This is a genomic window from Colwellia sp. SU-HH01172 (assembly GCF_057553355.1).
This window is the reverse complement of the sequence record NZ_BAAJMB010000009.1, coordinates 31,339-46,164: the sequence shown is the minus strand read 5'-3', so window position 1 is coordinate 46,164 and position 14,826 is coordinate 31,339. Positions and strand designations below refer to the sequence as shown.

Sequence of the window (14,826 nt, the reverse complement as noted above, 5' to 3'; positions counted from 1 at the left end):
AAATATATACGGTCATTCCGAGTAATTTATCAAGCTGTTCAGGAGCTGTTGATCATAAAAAGTTCAACAGTCGTTACGATAACCATGAAATTTGTCACTTTGATATTTGACTTTACCACTCACTGCTATATAACTAGTGCTATGACGTAAGGAAATATATAACACGACAATTATTAGTGTTATACAAATAGCAAATGGGTTTCATGGAAAAGGTAATGTCGAGTAAAGGCGCTTTAAATAATAAGTTAAGCCGACGTGTATTTGTCTATATTTTCTTATGCAGTGCTTTTTTATCTGTATGTTCTACCATTATTCAACTTTACGTTGACTTTCAGAGCGGTGTAAGCGCACTAGATGAACGTTTTCAAAATATCGAGCTGAGCTTTAATCAATCAATATCTACTAGTTTATGGGATTTTAATGAGCCGCTTGTCGAACAGCAAATAGGCGGTATTCAGCGCTTACCCGATATTCGCCATGTAAAAATCACCACCAGTTTTGGCAAAGTATATGAAGTTGGAGAGGATATTGCTGCGCCTCCTAAAGTTGAAAATTATCCGATAACTTTCGAAAATAACACCATAGGCACTATGGTTATTACCGCTGATTATCAAGATATTTATCAGCACCTTTGGCAGCGAGCTGGCTTTATTGTTATCTCTGAATTTATCAAAATTTTTATGGTGGCATTTTGTACTTTCTTCATTGTCCATTGGTTGATCACTAAGCATTTATATCGCATTACGTTATATTCAAAGGAGCTAAGTGGTCAGAACTTAGATGAACCTTTAACATTGCTTAATCGTAAGCAAGAAACTGATGAACTTGATGAGTTAGTCAATGCGATTAACAGTATGCGCTTAACATTGAAAAATGACATTATTCAGTTAGAAGATGCAGAAAATGCGCTAATAAATTTGAACGGTGATTTAGAGATTAAAGTTTATGAGCGCACGGCAAAATTGGCCGAAAGTAATCAACAACTGCAACAGTCATTAAATGAACTGACATTGGCAAAAGACCAATTAGTGCAATCAGAAAAAATGGCTTCTCTTGGGCAATTGGTGGCAGGGGTTGCCCACGAAGTTAATACTCCACTAGGTATCTGCGTTACTTCAGTCAGCGCTTTAAAAGAAAAAATAGCAGAATTGAATCATGCCTTAATTGAAGAAAAATTAACGAAAAAACAGCTGACTTCAATACTCAATATGTTTGTAGAATATGAGCAAATCATCGAACGCAGCTTAAATAAAGCGGTTGATTTGATCCGAGGCTTTAAGTCAGTTGCCGTTGAACAGCATACCGACCCGAAAATTAATATAAATTTGGCCCAACACGTCAATGACGTGGTCAATACCGTTAAAACCTTATTTAAACAAAAAAACTATACCATTAAGGTTAGTGTTGATGAAAAACTTAATTTAGTGACTTACCCTAGTGCCTGGAACCAAATACTGACTAACTTTTTAACCAACTCACATATCCATGGTTTTGAAGACCGTATTGATGGTGAAATCAGTATTGACTTTCAAGCCAATGACGAGAGCCTAGTGTTGATTTATCAAGACAATGGCAAAGGCATTAACAGTGAGGTTAAAGACAAAATATTTGACCCGTTTGTTACTACTAAACGCGGTTTAGGGGGCTCAGGTTTAGGGATGAATATTGTTTACAATTTAGTCAATACTAAACTTGGTGGTTCAATAAAAATTAGCGATAGTGAGCATGGTTGTTGCTTTGTGGTTAAGGTGCCTTTGTTGAAAGAAGCCGAAGAAATTCAGGCAATAAAAAAAGGTACGCCTAATTTAAAGATCATACCTTAGATTCATACCTTAACTAATATCACAGTTAAGTAGCGTATTAATCATCACCCAATAAGGTTAGCACCATATTGGTATAGTTCACTAAACCCAATACTTGTTGGTTTTCAATCACGGGTGCTGTGTTGATGCCAAAGTTTTCGAACAGCCGTGCGCAATAACGGACATCCATTTCGGGTGATACAGATAATAATGGTTTCGCCATAATTTCGTATAAATTTACTCGTTCAGGCGAACGATCTTTTGCGACCACTTGCTTAGCAATATCTGATAATAGTACTAAACCAAATTCATCGTTGTCGTGACGTTTGTTAATAATTAACGCCGAAACATTATGTTGTTTGGCTAACTTTATGCCTTCTGCGACAGTAACCATACCATCGGTAAAGCAATAACTGTCGGTGCTCATTGCATCTTTAACTTGCACTAATTTATGGCTCATAGCTCTTCCTCAATTTTACCTTTTAAACGTTCAACTTGATGGGCTACACCTACAGCATCCTGTATATCAATTTGTATGGCGATGCCTTTGCCGGGTTCTTCATCAAAACCCGCAACGCTAGCAATGCGTTCAAGTATTTTACGACATAAATGTTCTTCAACAACAAACATCAGTACATCACGTTGTGTTTCCAGCTGCATACCAAAAAAGGTTCGTTGACGTTTAATACCTTCTCCACGCGCGTTATTAATAATGGTAGCGCCGGTCGCCCCTGCCATGCGAGCTTCTTTCATTACCATCTCAGTAACGGCATCTTCAACAAATGCAATGATCAATTTAAAATGCATGTTTCATTCTCACTGTTTAGTTAGTCTCGTGTTCGAATTTGAGTAATTTGTGCGTACGCCATTACCGCAATAATCGGAAATAAACTGGCGAAAGCAATCAGGCCAAAGCCATCAATCAAAGGACTTCGCCCCGGTATGGTGCTGGCTAAGCCTAAACCTAAGGCGGCCACCAGCGGCACTGTCACGGTAGACGTCGTTACGCCACCGGAATCATAGGCGAGTGGCACTATCATTTTTGGACAGAAAAAAGTTTGTATTACCACCACAATATAGCCGCAAATAATGTAGTAATGAATTGGATGACCGACCACAATACGATAACTTCCCAAGGCTATACCTATGGCAACCCCTATGGCAACAGCGATACGTAAACTGTTGGCTTTAATACCACCACCGGAAACTTCCTCGGCTTTTAGGGCGACGGCAATTAGGGAGGGTTCAGCAATTGTCGTGCTAAATCCAATGGCTGCAGCAAAAATATATACCCAAATATAATTTGCCCAATTTATCGCATCAGCGGCTAGCGCTTCAGGGTTAATGAACTCAGGGGCGGTTAATTGCTCAGCCATCATTTTTCCTAACGGAAACAAGGCCTTTTCTAAACCCAATAAAAATAATGCTAAACCAATTAATACATAGAAAAAGCCAAAACCTACTTGCTTGACATGTGGGATCGGGCGTCGAATGACCAACAATTGAAAGACCAGAATTATTGATAATATCGGCAACACATCAACAACAGTTGCTTTTAACGTCTCGAAAAACTCTATCAGTAATGTCAAATTAACAAGCTCCGTTGAAAATAGAAAAATATGTTACTTTCATTAGCTTAATACCATGCCGTACGCCATCACAAATATCATCGGGGTTAAGGAGGCAAAGGCGATTAAACCAAAGCCGTCTATCATCGGGTTTCTGCCTTTAATTGACGAGGCTAAGCCAACACCGAGTGCGGTAACTAATGGGACGGTAATTGTTGACGTTGTTACCCCGCCAGAGTCGTAGGCAATACCAATAATCCATGTTGGCGCAAAGGCGGTCATAATAACGACCAGCACATAGCCACCAAGAATAAGGTATTGAATTGGCCAGCCACGTATAATTCGCAATACACCAATAACGATTGCTAGCCCTACGGCAAAGGCAACTGTGTAGCGTAAGCCATTGGCATACTCATTTTGGGCGATGTCGCTTGCCTCAATAATGCCACCACTCGCGGCCACTGTAGCGGCTTCAGCGGCAACTGCAATAAGCGAAGGTTCAGCAACCGTTGTTCCAAAACCTAAACAAAAAGCAAAGGTTAGTAACCAGACAATACTGCCTTTTTTGGCAAAGGCTTTGGCCATAGACTCGCCGATGGGAAATAACCCCATCTCTAATCCATAGATAAAAAAAGTTAAACCAAGCACCACCAATATCAAGCCAATAAAGATATCGCCAATATTTGGCATAGCTTGCTGTAAAACTGCAAATTGGAAAAAAGCGATGACGAGAACTATTGGCAGTAAGTCTTTACAACTGCCGAAAAGTGCTTTGAAGAAAATGATAAGCTGTTGGTTCATATCGCTAAAAGCTACCAGAAGAAAATTTTATTATATGAGCTGAGTTAAAGTAGTTTATTGATCCAAAACAAGCTCAACGTCCGTTGTTAATTAATAGTAACACAGAGCTTTATTTCTGCCGTGACATTATCCCTATTTCTGGTTACTTTTTGTAATTTATGATTATTTTTTAAAATTTCTCAGTAGTAAGTTGATTGATATTAGACAAAAAAGTATGCGGTAAGGGTCCATAAAACGCCAGCTAATGAAGCGGCTAAGGTCGCTGGCACTAATTGTGACTTCACATGGTCCATTAGATCACAGCCTGTGGTCATAGAACTGAGGATGGTGGTATCTGAAATCGGTGAACATTGATCGCCAAAAACACTGCCATTAAGCACAGTGGCAAAACATAGCATCATAAACAATTCTGGGTTTGCCAACGCATGACTTTGGCAAATTGCCCATGCCAAAGGCATTGCTAATGGAAAGGCAATGGCATATGTCCCCCAGCTAGTGCCCGTAGAGAAAGCGATGACCATAGTAATGAGCTGTAAAATAACCGGCAGGCACCAAAACGGTAGTTGTTCACCGAGTAAAGAAACTAAAAACAAGCCGCCACCTGTTTCTTTACTTATGCTACCAATAATAACCGCTAACATTAAAATCACCGAAGCGAAGACGACGCCTTTTAAACCCTGTGTAAAGCCTTCAATTACATGATGTAAAGACATACCTTTGATGATGGCAAGGACAGCAGAAAGTAATAACGCGGCACCAAAGGCCCAGTTGATTTTAGGCGAACCAAGTAAGACAAAACTGCCAATGGCAATGGCGGTTAGTGTCACTAAGGGCAAGATGAATTCTATAATATGTGGCGAATAGCCTGGTGGTACATCAGAATGTTGTAACTCTTTAGCACTTAAGGGTTTTGCCGTTGGTGCGTCTAACATTCCTTCTTGTTCGGCACGGCTTTTAGCTTTTCTAATACGTTTACCGGCAAAGGTGGTGATATTGAGACTAAGTAAAAATGTCCCGGTAACGGCAAATATACTATAGAAACTAAATGGAATACTTTGAAAGAAAAAAGCAATACGATCGGCTTCGGTGGCTAAAAAAGAAACACCAGGTATAAATATCAAAGCTTGCACGTAAGCAGGCCAAGCATTAAAGGCGAGAATAGAGGCGATAGGAGAGGCGGTTGAGTCAACGATATAGCTCATTTCCTCATGGCTGACTTTCGCTTTATCGGCCAGTGGCCGCACGGTAGTGCCTACTAAAACTGTGCTCATAGTGCCGCCTTGGAAGAACAACACCCCTAATAACCATGAAACTAATTTCGCCGACTTTCGGCCTTTTACAAAATGTTTTGTCATATAACTGGCAAAGGCCTGAGCTGCGCCCGTTTTTGACCAGATGCCGAGCAAGCCACCCAGTAACCACAAATAAAGTAGTAACAGCGCGGCGGTACCTTCTTTTGCTAAGTTAGGGATAATAACCTTGTCGGTTAAGTCATAACGTCCCAAGATAATTGCACCAACAACAATGCCCCCAAGCAGCGCAGTTAAAGGCTCTCGGGTTAATAAGCATAAGATGATGGTGATAAAAGCAGGTAGTAATGACCAAGCGCCAAAATGAAAGGCAGGCTTAAGTAATTTAAGCTGGCTATTGTCATCTTTTACCCATTGCTGACTTAACGCTGGTATGTTGTTATTGTTGTTTAAGTTCTGCTGATTTAACGGCGAATTCTTGTAGTCAACAATATTGTCGATAATGACCTTTTGACCTTTATAAATATAACTGGAAACACCTTTAACATCAGTACTGACATCATAAACATAGCTTTGCTCTACCCAGAGCGGCGCAACTGACAGTTTTATATAAATCGCTGAAAGCACAGCAAGTATAAAGAATATGAAGGCAATTTTATTATGGTTAGTTGTCATTATTCCACGCTTTTAATTATCATTATTTGCACGCATATTTAATTTACAATAACAGAAATTTATCTAGTTACTAGCGCTTGTTGAGTTGGAGGGAATATTTTCTCTGATGGTTTTTAACAAAACTTGTTAAAAGGTGCTGCAGCCAACGACGGGGATGAGCCGAAGGCCACAGCGAAAAGGTGATGTCATTAAACAGCGAGATTAATTAAAGCGGCTGATACAAAAAGGTGAAATATCAATATCAGTTTTTTGTTTAGTCATTATCTGACCAATCAGCTTGCCTGTGATGGCTCCCAAGGTTAAACCTAAGTGTTGATGACCTAAGGCAAAATATACCGCACTGTGTTTTGGCGCTTGGCCAATAACCGGCAGTGAATCAGGTAAAGAAGGCCTGCAGCCCATCCAACGTTGCTCTGAGTCAGCATTTTTGGGGCTGAATTTAGGTATATCCTTTAATAACTGTTTAGCATTTTCGTAAAGCATATTCGCTCTTTTCATGTTGGCGGCTTGATGTAAACCAGCGAATTCGACAGTACCAGCGAGGCGAAGCCCGTGTGCCATAGGGGTGATAATAAACTTTCGCTCTGCAGAGGCGACTGGGCGATTTAACTGTGCACTTTCCACTGCGGCTAAATCTAAGCTATAGCCACGTTCCGCCTCCATGGGTAATTTATAACCAAGTTGCGCTAAAAGTGATTCAGACCAAGCGCCAGTTGCCACCACAACTTGATCAAAGGTTTCCACGCTATTTTCTGATTGTCCAGCTATGTTGTCTTGTGAAAGTAAATTTATTTGCACGCCATTTTCGTTGGTACTGATATCGCTCACTTCGGCTTGAATAAATTTACTGCCCAGTTCTAGCGCTTGATTGGCTAATACTTGACATATTGCATATGGGGTTGCGGTGTGCGCTACGTCGGTAAAGTAAAGTGAATAATTAATTGCTTCACTTAAATTTGGCTCTAGTAGCATGGTTTGTGCGCGATCAAGTAATTTAACTGCAACGCCTGCACTTTTATAATGGTTATAAACCTTAACCGCGTTTTGACGATTATTGCTTTCAAACACTAATAAACTGCCTTTACTGGTTAGTAGCTGTTCGGCTTTAGCTGCCCGTAGCAATGGCTTATAGTATTCAATAGCATGTTTATTAAGAGTTTTTAATGCTTGGCTGTTTTTTAAACGCTTACTGGCGAGCATATTGGCCATAAACTTTAAAAACCAAGGCAAGGCTTTAGGAAAATAGCGTGGAGAAAGCGCCATGGGTCCTAATGGGTCTAGTAACAATTTGGGCAACTGCCAGAGCAAACCTGCTTCTGCAAGTGGGAATACTTGCTCGGTGGCAAAATGGCCAGCATTTCGCTTTGAACAGCCTTCGCCGATGCCAGATTTGTCAATTAAGCTAACTTGAAAGCCTAAGGACTGTAGTTCTAGTGCACAGTTGATACCGATAATCCCGGCACCTAATACCGCAACTTTTCGTTGGCAGCTATTTTGTTGTTCTTGTTGATTATTCATTTTCAATATCTTCTATTTAACGTTCTTGCTGAAATATTTCAAAGGGCAGGAAGCCAAGTTAGTTGTCGTTACCTTAAGATAAAGCCTTGTGGAAAAATATCGTCTTCACTAAGCATAAACTGATGACAGCCAGTTATATAGGCGCGTCCAGAAACGCGTGGCGTAACAGCAGCTTTACCATAAAAGTCATGTTCGTGTTGAATGCTAACCGTCATCTTGCCACCAACAATGCTTTCTATAACCACATCTTGTGCAACAGCTAAATTTTCTTTCTCCCTTAATAATGCTGCGCGTGCACTAACGCCGGTACCAGTTGGCGAGCGGTCGACTTCGCCATCGGCAAATACACAAACATGACGTGAATGTGAACTAGCTGAGTCAGTATTATTTGAATAGAAAATAGTGCCGTATAGAAAACTAAGGTTTTCCTCAGTTGGGTGGCAAATTTCGTAGCTATTTATTACGGCATGTTTGATAGCTCTGCCGACACTAATCAGTTGCTGCTGGTTTTCCGGTGTGCAAGCTATGTCGAGCGCGTCGGCATCAACATAAGCATAGTATGCGCCACCAAAGGCAATGTCGTATTTGATCTCGCCGAACTCTGGTATTGAGATAGTTTGATTTAGCGCTTCAACAAAAGATGGGACATTATCGAAACTGATGGCGAGTTTGTTATTGGCATCGAATTCGGCATAAGCCTTAATAAAGCCAGCAGGGGAGTCGATACCAATAACTTCATGTTTTTTCGGCATGGCTAGAGCCTTGCTTTCAATGGCAACTGATACGGCGGCAATAATGCCATGTCCGCACATACTGCTATAGCCTTCATTATGCATAAACAAAATACCGAACTTAGCCTCATCAGTGCAAGGCTCAGTGATTAATGCTCCATACATATCGGCGTGGCCACGAGGTTCAAACATCAATAATTGTCGTAAATTATCTAAGTTGTCGCATAAGTATTGCCGTTTTTCCAGAATACTATTACCTTTAATTTCAGGATAACCATCAGTGATGATACGTAAAGGCTCACCTTCGGTGTGAGCATCTATTGTGCTAATAGTTTGATAATTTAAAAAATTATGAGTATTAAACTGCATTTTATTCAACCTAAAAAATAAATTTTAATGCTTACACTTGTATGATTGAAAATATTGTATACAATATGCGATGTTATTTCTAGCAATAGTTTTAAATAGCTAAATACAATTAACGGAACGAAAAGGCTTATGAAAAATATTAACTGGAAAGGGGTCTATCCAGCAGTAACAACACAATACTTTGATGATATGTCAATCAACTTTGAAGCAACGCATGCTATGGTTGATAGCCTAATTAAAGAAGGTATTGATGGATGCAGAAAATCGAATGATTAAAGGTACTTATTTTTGTCTTGATGCGCACACTTGTGGTAATCCGGTGCGTTTAGTTACCAGTGGACACCCAAACCTACGCGGTAACACTATGAGTGAAAAGCGTCAGGATTTTTTGGAAAATTATGATTGGATACGCCAAGGGTTAATGTTTGAACCCAGAGGACATGACATGATGTCTGGGGCATTCTTATATCCTCCTTGTTCTGATAATGCTGACGGCTCGATATTGTTTATTGAAACCTCAGGCTGTTTGCCAATGTGTGGTCACGGCACTATTGGCACAGTTACTGCGGCATTAGAAAATGGCTTATTAACGCCAAAATCTCCGGGTAAATTAGTATTAGATGTTCCGGCTGGACAGATCAATATTGACTACCAAATGACCGCGGAAAAAGTGACGGCAGTACGTTTATATAATGTTGCTTCTTATCTTGCCCATCAAGATGTGGTACTAGACGTACCGGGTTTAGGCGCGTTGACGGTTGATGTTTCCTATGGCGGTAATTTTTACGTGATTGTAGAGCCGCAAGAAAATTTCCCCGGCATTGATGAATGGAGCGCCGGCGATATTCTGCATTGGAGCCCAATCATTCGTGCGATCGCTGGGCAAACACTGGAATGTATTCACCCTGAAGACGAAACCGTATGCGGTGTATCGCATGTGTTATGGACAGGGAAAACCCAAACCTCTGGCTCAGACGCTGCCAATGCAGTGTTTTACGGTGATAAAGCCATTGATAGATCGCCTTGTGGCACAGGCACCAGTGCTCGTATGGCGCAACTTTTCGCCAAAGGCAAACTAAAACTTGGCGATAGCTTTGTCCATGAAAGTTATATAGGTAGTCAGTTTGTTGGCAAAGTTGAAGACGTGGTTGAATTGCACACCGCAAATGGTCCAATCGTGGCGATCAAACCTAGCATTCAAGGTTGGGCGCATGTGTTTGGCAAAAACTGTATAACAATTGATGATAGTGACCCTTATGCTAATGGCTTTGTGGTGACTTAAATAAAGTTAAAAATAGCCTAACCTAGAGCAATGATTGAATTTGCTTTACAGGCAACTTTAAAAATGAAAAAAAATTTAAAGAGATTATTATGACAATTACAGGAAAAAATTTGATCGCTGGACAATGGTCTGGTGAAACTGAAAACGGCTTTGTTGCTTTTAATGCTATTGAAAATGTTGCCATGACAACAACATTTGCTGATGCCAGTTCACAAGAAATTGATGATGCTATTGTTGCCGCTCAACGTGCATTTTCTAGTTACAGCCAACTGCCTGCAACTAGACGCGCGGCTTTCCTAAGAACCATTGGTGAGCAGATTTTAGAATTGGGCGATGAGCTGGTTGAAACAGCATGTGCGGAAACAGGTTTACCGGCAATGCGCATTCAAGGTGAACGTGGCAGAACCGTTGGTCAATTGAATTTATTTGCTGATCTTTTAGATAACGGCGAATATCAAGCTGTTGTTGATTTAGCTGACGCTGGACGCTCGCCATTGCCTAAACCAGATACTCGACTTGGTTACTTGCCGCTAGGGGTTGTTGGCGTATTTGCCGCTAGTAATTTTCCATTAGCGTTTTCAACTGCCGGTGGTGATACCGCCTCTGCGCTTGCTTCAGGTTGCCCCGTGGTAATGAAAGCACATGCCGCACACCCTGCAACAGCTGAGCTTATTGCCCAAGCGATTTTAAAAGCTATTGAATTGTCTGAGCTTGATGCTGGGGTATTTTCCCTTATTCAAGGTAAGAACTACGCCATTTCAAGCCAAATCGTCACTCACCCATTAGTAAAAGCAGTTGGTTTTACGGGCTCTGAGCGTGTTGGCATGATACTACAACAACAAATTAATCAGCGTCCTGAGCCAATTCCATTTTATGGTGAGCTCGGCAGTGTTAATCCGCAATTTATTTTAGCGAATAAGTTAAATAATGACGCGAAAGAAATCGCCACAAATCTCGTTGCATCTCTTATGATGGGACAAGGTCAGTTTTGTACTAGCCCAGGTATCTGGTTTGCCATTGAAGGTGAGCAGTATAACCAGTTTGCTGGAACTGCCGCCGCAGAAATATCTAAAACGCAGGCTGGAGTTATGCTGACACCAGGTATCGCTAATTCCTATAAACAAGCGGTTAGCCAATGGCAAGATATTGCGGGGGTGGAATTATTAGCACAAGGTCAAGCAGGTGTTGAGCATTTTTGCCAAGCTGCTTTGTTTAGCACAGATTTAGCAACATTCTCTAGCAATGCACTACTTCAAGAAGAAGTTTTTGGTTCTTCAGCATTAATTGTTAAATGCGCTGACTTTAATGAAATGATGCAAGCAATTGGCTTGCTTAAAGGCAATTTAACCGCCAGTATTCATGCCCTTGATAGTGATCTTGCAGCAGCCAAGCAAGTGGCGAACGCAGTAGCACACAAGGTTGGACGTTTGATTTATAACCAAATGCCAACCGGTGTTGAAGTTTGTGCGTCGATGAACCATGGTGGTCCGTTCCCAGCGTCAACCGATGTTAGAACCACCTCTGTCGGTAGCGAAGCGATAAAACGTTTTCAACGTCCTATTTGTTATCAAAATATGCCGACAGAGTTATTACCTGAACTTTTACAGGATTAATTTCTGTTTATATTTCAATGTAGTAGCATATTAAATAAAAAGAGTTATGGGCAATAACTCTTTTTTTTTGTGTTTGGCGTCCGGATCTCTATAATAGCGGTAACATTTTTAGGAAGCCCTTTATGAGCATAGTATATAAAACCAGAACTCAATTAGTTGTTGAAACACTTAGAGAAAAGATTTTAAGTGGTGAAATTAAAGCTGGTCAACCGTTACGCCAAGCTGCCTTAGCAGACGAGTTAAACGTTAGTCGTATTCCGGTACGTGAAGCGTTATTGCAATTAGAAGCGGAAGGTTTAGTGGCATTTGAGCCGCACAAAGGGGCAACCGCAACTGAACTCAACGCTGATCAAGTGGACGAATTATTTGAATTACGCGCTATGCTTGAAGCGGATTTGCTGGCAAATTCTTTACCGAATATCAGCGATGAAAAACTTGACGAAGCAACAGAGTTACTGAAAAAACTAGATAAAGCGCTAGGGAAAGAAAACGCTGCTAATACCTGGAGTGAATTAAATTCAGACTATCATAACTGTTTGTATTCAGGGGCTGAACGACCACAAACTCAAGACTTAGTTGATACCTTAAATAAAAATGCCGACCGTTATATTCGCATGCACTTATTATGGGCTGGCGGTATTTCTAAAGCTGAGTCAGAGCACAATGAAATTTTAGCCTTATGTAAAGCCCGTGATGTTGAAAAAGCGGTAGCGCTACTTAAGCAACACATCTTAGGTTCACGGGACGAAATTAAAGCCTTTCTTAATGAACGTGAATCAATTATTAGTGGCTAACAGCTAACTTTTATAAATCTTATCAAATAGTATTAAAACGGTTTATATTTGCTTGAAATGCTTGATGTAATTTTGAGCAAATATTGACTTTTTGACGATAAATCTATAGTATTCCCGCGCCTTCAAGCCCCGAAAGATAACGATTTTCGTTTAGGTTGCCTATCATTAAGACAATCTCGGGTATAAAAAACAAAGTATTTAAATACAAGCCGACTTTTAGTTAGCTTGTATTTTTGATGTTTAATCAAAGTTGAGAAAATAATGTTTGAATTACACGCCAGTAAAGCGGCAAATTTAAAAAATGATGTACTGTCGGGTCTTACCGTCGCGTTAGCATTAGTGCCTGAAGCCGTGGCTTTTGCCTTTGTTGCTGGCGTTGAGCCACTAGTTGGCCTATATGCTGCCTTTATGGTTGGTTTGATTACCTCTATTTTCGGTGGTCGTCCAGGGATGATTTCTGGTGCTACGGGTGCTATGGCCGTTGTGATGGTGAGTTTAGTGGCAATACATGGCGTGGAATATTTATTTGCTACTGTGGTGCTCACAGGTGTGCTGCAAATACTGGCAGGCCTATTTAAACTCGGTAAGTTTATTCGCTTGGTTCCGCATCCTGTTATGCTCGGCTTTGTTAATGGTTTAGCCATCGTTATTTTCTTAGCACAGCTCGGTCAGTTTAAAGTGATAAACGATGCCGGCGTGATGGAGTGGATGCAGGGTAATCAGTTATTTACCATGGCTGGTCTTATTGTTTTAACTATGGCAATTATTCATTTCTTGCCTAAATTAACCAAAGCGGTACCTTCATCACTCGTGGCAATTGTGGTGGTAACTATTTTAGTACAAAGTTTAGATTTAGATGCCCGCACGGTTGTTGATTTTGTTCGCGATATGACGAACGACCCAGCGGCGTCAATTGCCGGCGGTTTGCCACAGTTTAGTATTCCTAGCGTGCCATTTAATTTTGAAACGTTACAAGTTATTTTGCCATTTGCTTTAGTGCTAGCAGCTATTGGCTTAATTGAGTCATTATTAACACTGACCTTGATTGATGAGCTAACGGGCACTCGCGGCCGTGGTAATAAAGAATGTATTGCCCAAGGTGCGGCAAATACAGTGACTGGCTTCTTTGGTGGTATGGGCGGTTGTGCCATGATTGGACAATCGATGATCAATGTTAATTCTGGTGGTCGTGGCCGTGCATCAGGCATTACCGCGGCATTAGCCTTATTAGGATTTATCTTATTTGCATCGGGATTAATTGAGCAAATTCCACTAGCCGCGCTTGTTGGCGTGATGTTTATTGTTGTTATCGGTACGTTTGAATGGTCTAGCTTCAGAATTCTAGGCAAAGTACCAAAGGCTGATGCTTTTGTTATTATTTTAGTTTCTGGGGTAACAGTTGCGACAGACTTAGCTATTGCGGTTGTGGTAGGGGTTATTGTTTCTGCATTAGTGTTTGCATGGGAACATGCGAAACATGTCATGGTTCATCGTTCACTAGATGAGAAAGGTTCTACTGTCTATGACGTCAGCGGGCCATTATTTTTTGGCTCGGTATCAAGCTTTTTAGAGCAATTTGATATGGATAATGACAGCGATGATGTGATTGTTGAGTTTAAAAATTCTCGAGTGGCGGATCATTCGGCAATCGAAGCCATTGATACCTTAGCTGAACGCTACATTAGTCGCGGTAAACAAATGCATTTAAAACACTTAAGCAAAGAATGTACGCAATTACTGACTAAAGCCGGTAGCTTAGTGGAAATCAACGTCATTGAAGACCCTGATTACCATATCGCAACCGATAAGCTGGCCTAGGCTTCTTTACTCGTGTGATTGGGTTATACTTAATCACACGAGTAAAATAATTTATCAACCTTGGTTAAGTTTTAATAAATGCAATTAGAGTTTTTTGATGTCCCGAGTCCTTGTATTGGTATTTGTCAGTCTGATGACAAAGGTCAGTGTTTGGGTTGCTTTCGAACTCGAGATGAACGCTTAAATTGGACATCATTAGATTCGAATCAGCGTCAAAAAGTGATCAAACGCTGTCAACAACGTAAGAAAAGAAAGCAATCTCCAGCAAAAGCAAAAGTTGTTGAAGTAGCAAACAGCGTCGAAGCGCAACAACCCTCGTTACTTGACACCGCAAGTAAAAGCCAAATAGACAATAGTAGTGATTTAGATTTTGGTGATTTTGAATTATAGCGGGTTACGCTAAACCCATTTACCGCAGATAGTTGTTAATTCAACGCAATTTTCTAACCTAGTTTCCCCATCTGACTTGTTGTTGGCAAGTTTTCATAATATTGTAGCTATTATGTTAACGCTGATGCGTAGTTAAATACTTTAAAGCAGAAGCCACACTCAATAATAATAAAAATTCATATCGAATAACTGGGAAGCCTAATGTTTTTCATCGA

The 14,826-nt window shown here is 40.6% G+C and carries 14 protein-coding genes; 7 read left to right on the top strand and 7 right to left on the bottom strand.

All coding sequences use genetic code 11. The annotated features are described in order from the left end of the window. Positions 1-215 precede the first annotated feature (215 nt). Complete coding sequence (locus AC27JP_RS18690; RefSeq protein ID WP_487117447.1) at positions 216-1,823, top strand: ATP-binding protein; 1,608 nt, start codon at positions 216-218, stop codon at positions 1,821-1,823. 37 nt (positions 1,824-1,860) lie between these two features. Here the strand turns inward: AC27JP_RS18690 and AC27JP_RS18685 are convergent, their stop codons facing one another. The 7 genes from AC27JP_RS18685 to AC27JP_RS18655 all read right to left on the bottom strand — a co-directional run bounded on the left by AC27JP_RS18685 (position 1,861) and on the right by AC27JP_RS18655 (position 8,714). Then, on the bottom strand, positions 1,861-2,262 hold the full coding sequence (locus tag AC27JP_RS18685; RefSeq protein WP_487117446.1) for a CBS domain-containing protein: 402 nt from the start codon (positions 2,260-2,262) through the stop codon (positions 1,861-1,863). Beyond that, positions 2,259-2,609: a P-II family nitrogen regulator gene (locus AC27JP_RS18680; protein ID WP_487117445.1), complete on the bottom strand. Its 351-nt coding sequence runs from the start codon at positions 2,607-2,609 to the stop codon at positions 2,259-2,261. Before AC27JP_RS18680 ends, AC27JP_RS18685 begins: the two co-directional genes overlap by 4 nt. Positions 2,610-2,629: 20 nt before the next feature. Continuing rightward, positions 2,630-3,391, bottom strand: coding sequence for a DUF1538 domain-containing protein (locus AC27JP_RS18675; RefSeq protein ID WP_487117444.1), 762 nt, complete (start codon positions 3,389-3,391; stop codon positions 2,630-2,632). A 42-nt stretch (positions 3,392-3,433) separates the two neighbouring features. Then, positions 3,434-4,171 carry a DUF1538 family protein gene (locus tag AC27JP_RS18670; protein ID WP_487117443.1) on the bottom strand — a complete coding sequence of 246 codons (738 nt, stop codon included), beginning with the start codon at positions 4,169-4,171 and terminating at the stop codon, positions 3,434-3,436. Between the two features lie 200 nt (positions 4,172-4,371). Further along, positions 4,372-6,096 carry a Na+/H+ antiporter NhaC family protein gene (locus AC27JP_RS18665; protein ID WP_487117442.1) on the bottom strand — a complete coding sequence of 575 codons (1,725 nt, stop codon included), beginning with the start codon at positions 6,094-6,096 and terminating at the stop codon, positions 4,372-4,374. A gap of 201 nt (positions 6,097-6,297) precedes the next feature. Then, positions 6,298-7,614, bottom strand: a complete 1,317-nt coding sequence (locus AC27JP_RS18660; protein ID WP_487117441.1) for an NAD(P)/FAD-dependent oxidoreductase — start codon at positions 7,612-7,614, stop codon at positions 6,298-6,300. A 68-nt stretch (positions 7,615-7,682) separates the two neighbouring features. Beyond that, positions 7,683-8,714 (bottom strand): proline racemase family protein, encoded by a 1,032-nt coding sequence (locus AC27JP_RS18655; RefSeq protein WP_487117440.1) that lies wholly within the window; start codon positions 8,712-8,714, stop codon positions 7,683-7,685. Between the two features lie 129 nt (positions 8,715-8,843). Between AC27JP_RS18655 and AC27JP_RS18650 the strand changes: the two genes are divergently transcribed. From AC27JP_RS18650 to AC27JP_RS18625, 6 genes are all read left to right on the top strand, one after another. Next, positions 8,844-8,990 (top strand): hypothetical protein, encoded by a 147-nt coding sequence (locus tag AC27JP_RS18650; protein WP_487117439.1) that lies wholly within the window; start codon positions 8,844-8,846, stop codon positions 8,988-8,990. Then, positions 8,983-9,996, top strand: a complete 1,014-nt coding sequence (locus tag AC27JP_RS18645) for a 4-hydroxyproline epimerase (RefSeq protein ID WP_487117611.1) — start codon at positions 8,983-8,985, stop codon at positions 9,994-9,996. Before AC27JP_RS18650 ends, AC27JP_RS18645 begins: the two co-directional genes overlap by 8 nt. Before the next feature lie 89 nt (positions 9,997-10,085). Next, positions 10,086-11,609 carry an aldehyde dehydrogenase (NADP(+)) gene (locus tag AC27JP_RS18640; protein WP_487117438.1) on the top strand — a complete coding sequence of 508 codons (1,524 nt, stop codon included), beginning with the start codon at positions 10,086-10,088 and terminating at the stop codon, positions 11,607-11,609. A gap of 122 nt (positions 11,610-11,731) precedes the next feature. Further along, on the top strand, positions 11,732-12,403 hold the full coding sequence (locus AC27JP_RS18635) for a GntR family transcriptional regulator (protein WP_487117437.1): 672 nt from the start codon (positions 11,732-11,734) through the stop codon (positions 12,401-12,403). A gap of 261 nt (positions 12,404-12,664) precedes the next feature. Beyond that, on the top strand, positions 12,665-14,221 hold the full coding sequence (locus tag AC27JP_RS18630; protein WP_487117436.1) for a SulP family inorganic anion transporter: 1,557 nt from the start codon (positions 12,665-12,667) through the stop codon (positions 14,219-14,221). Positions 14,222-14,299: 78 nt separating this feature from the next. Further along, positions 14,300-14,611 carry a DUF1289 domain-containing protein gene (locus tag AC27JP_RS18625; RefSeq protein ID WP_487117435.1) on the top strand — a complete coding sequence of 104 codons (312 nt, stop codon included), beginning with the start codon at positions 14,300-14,302 and terminating at the stop codon, positions 14,609-14,611. Positions 14,612-14,826: the final 215 nt, after the last annotated feature.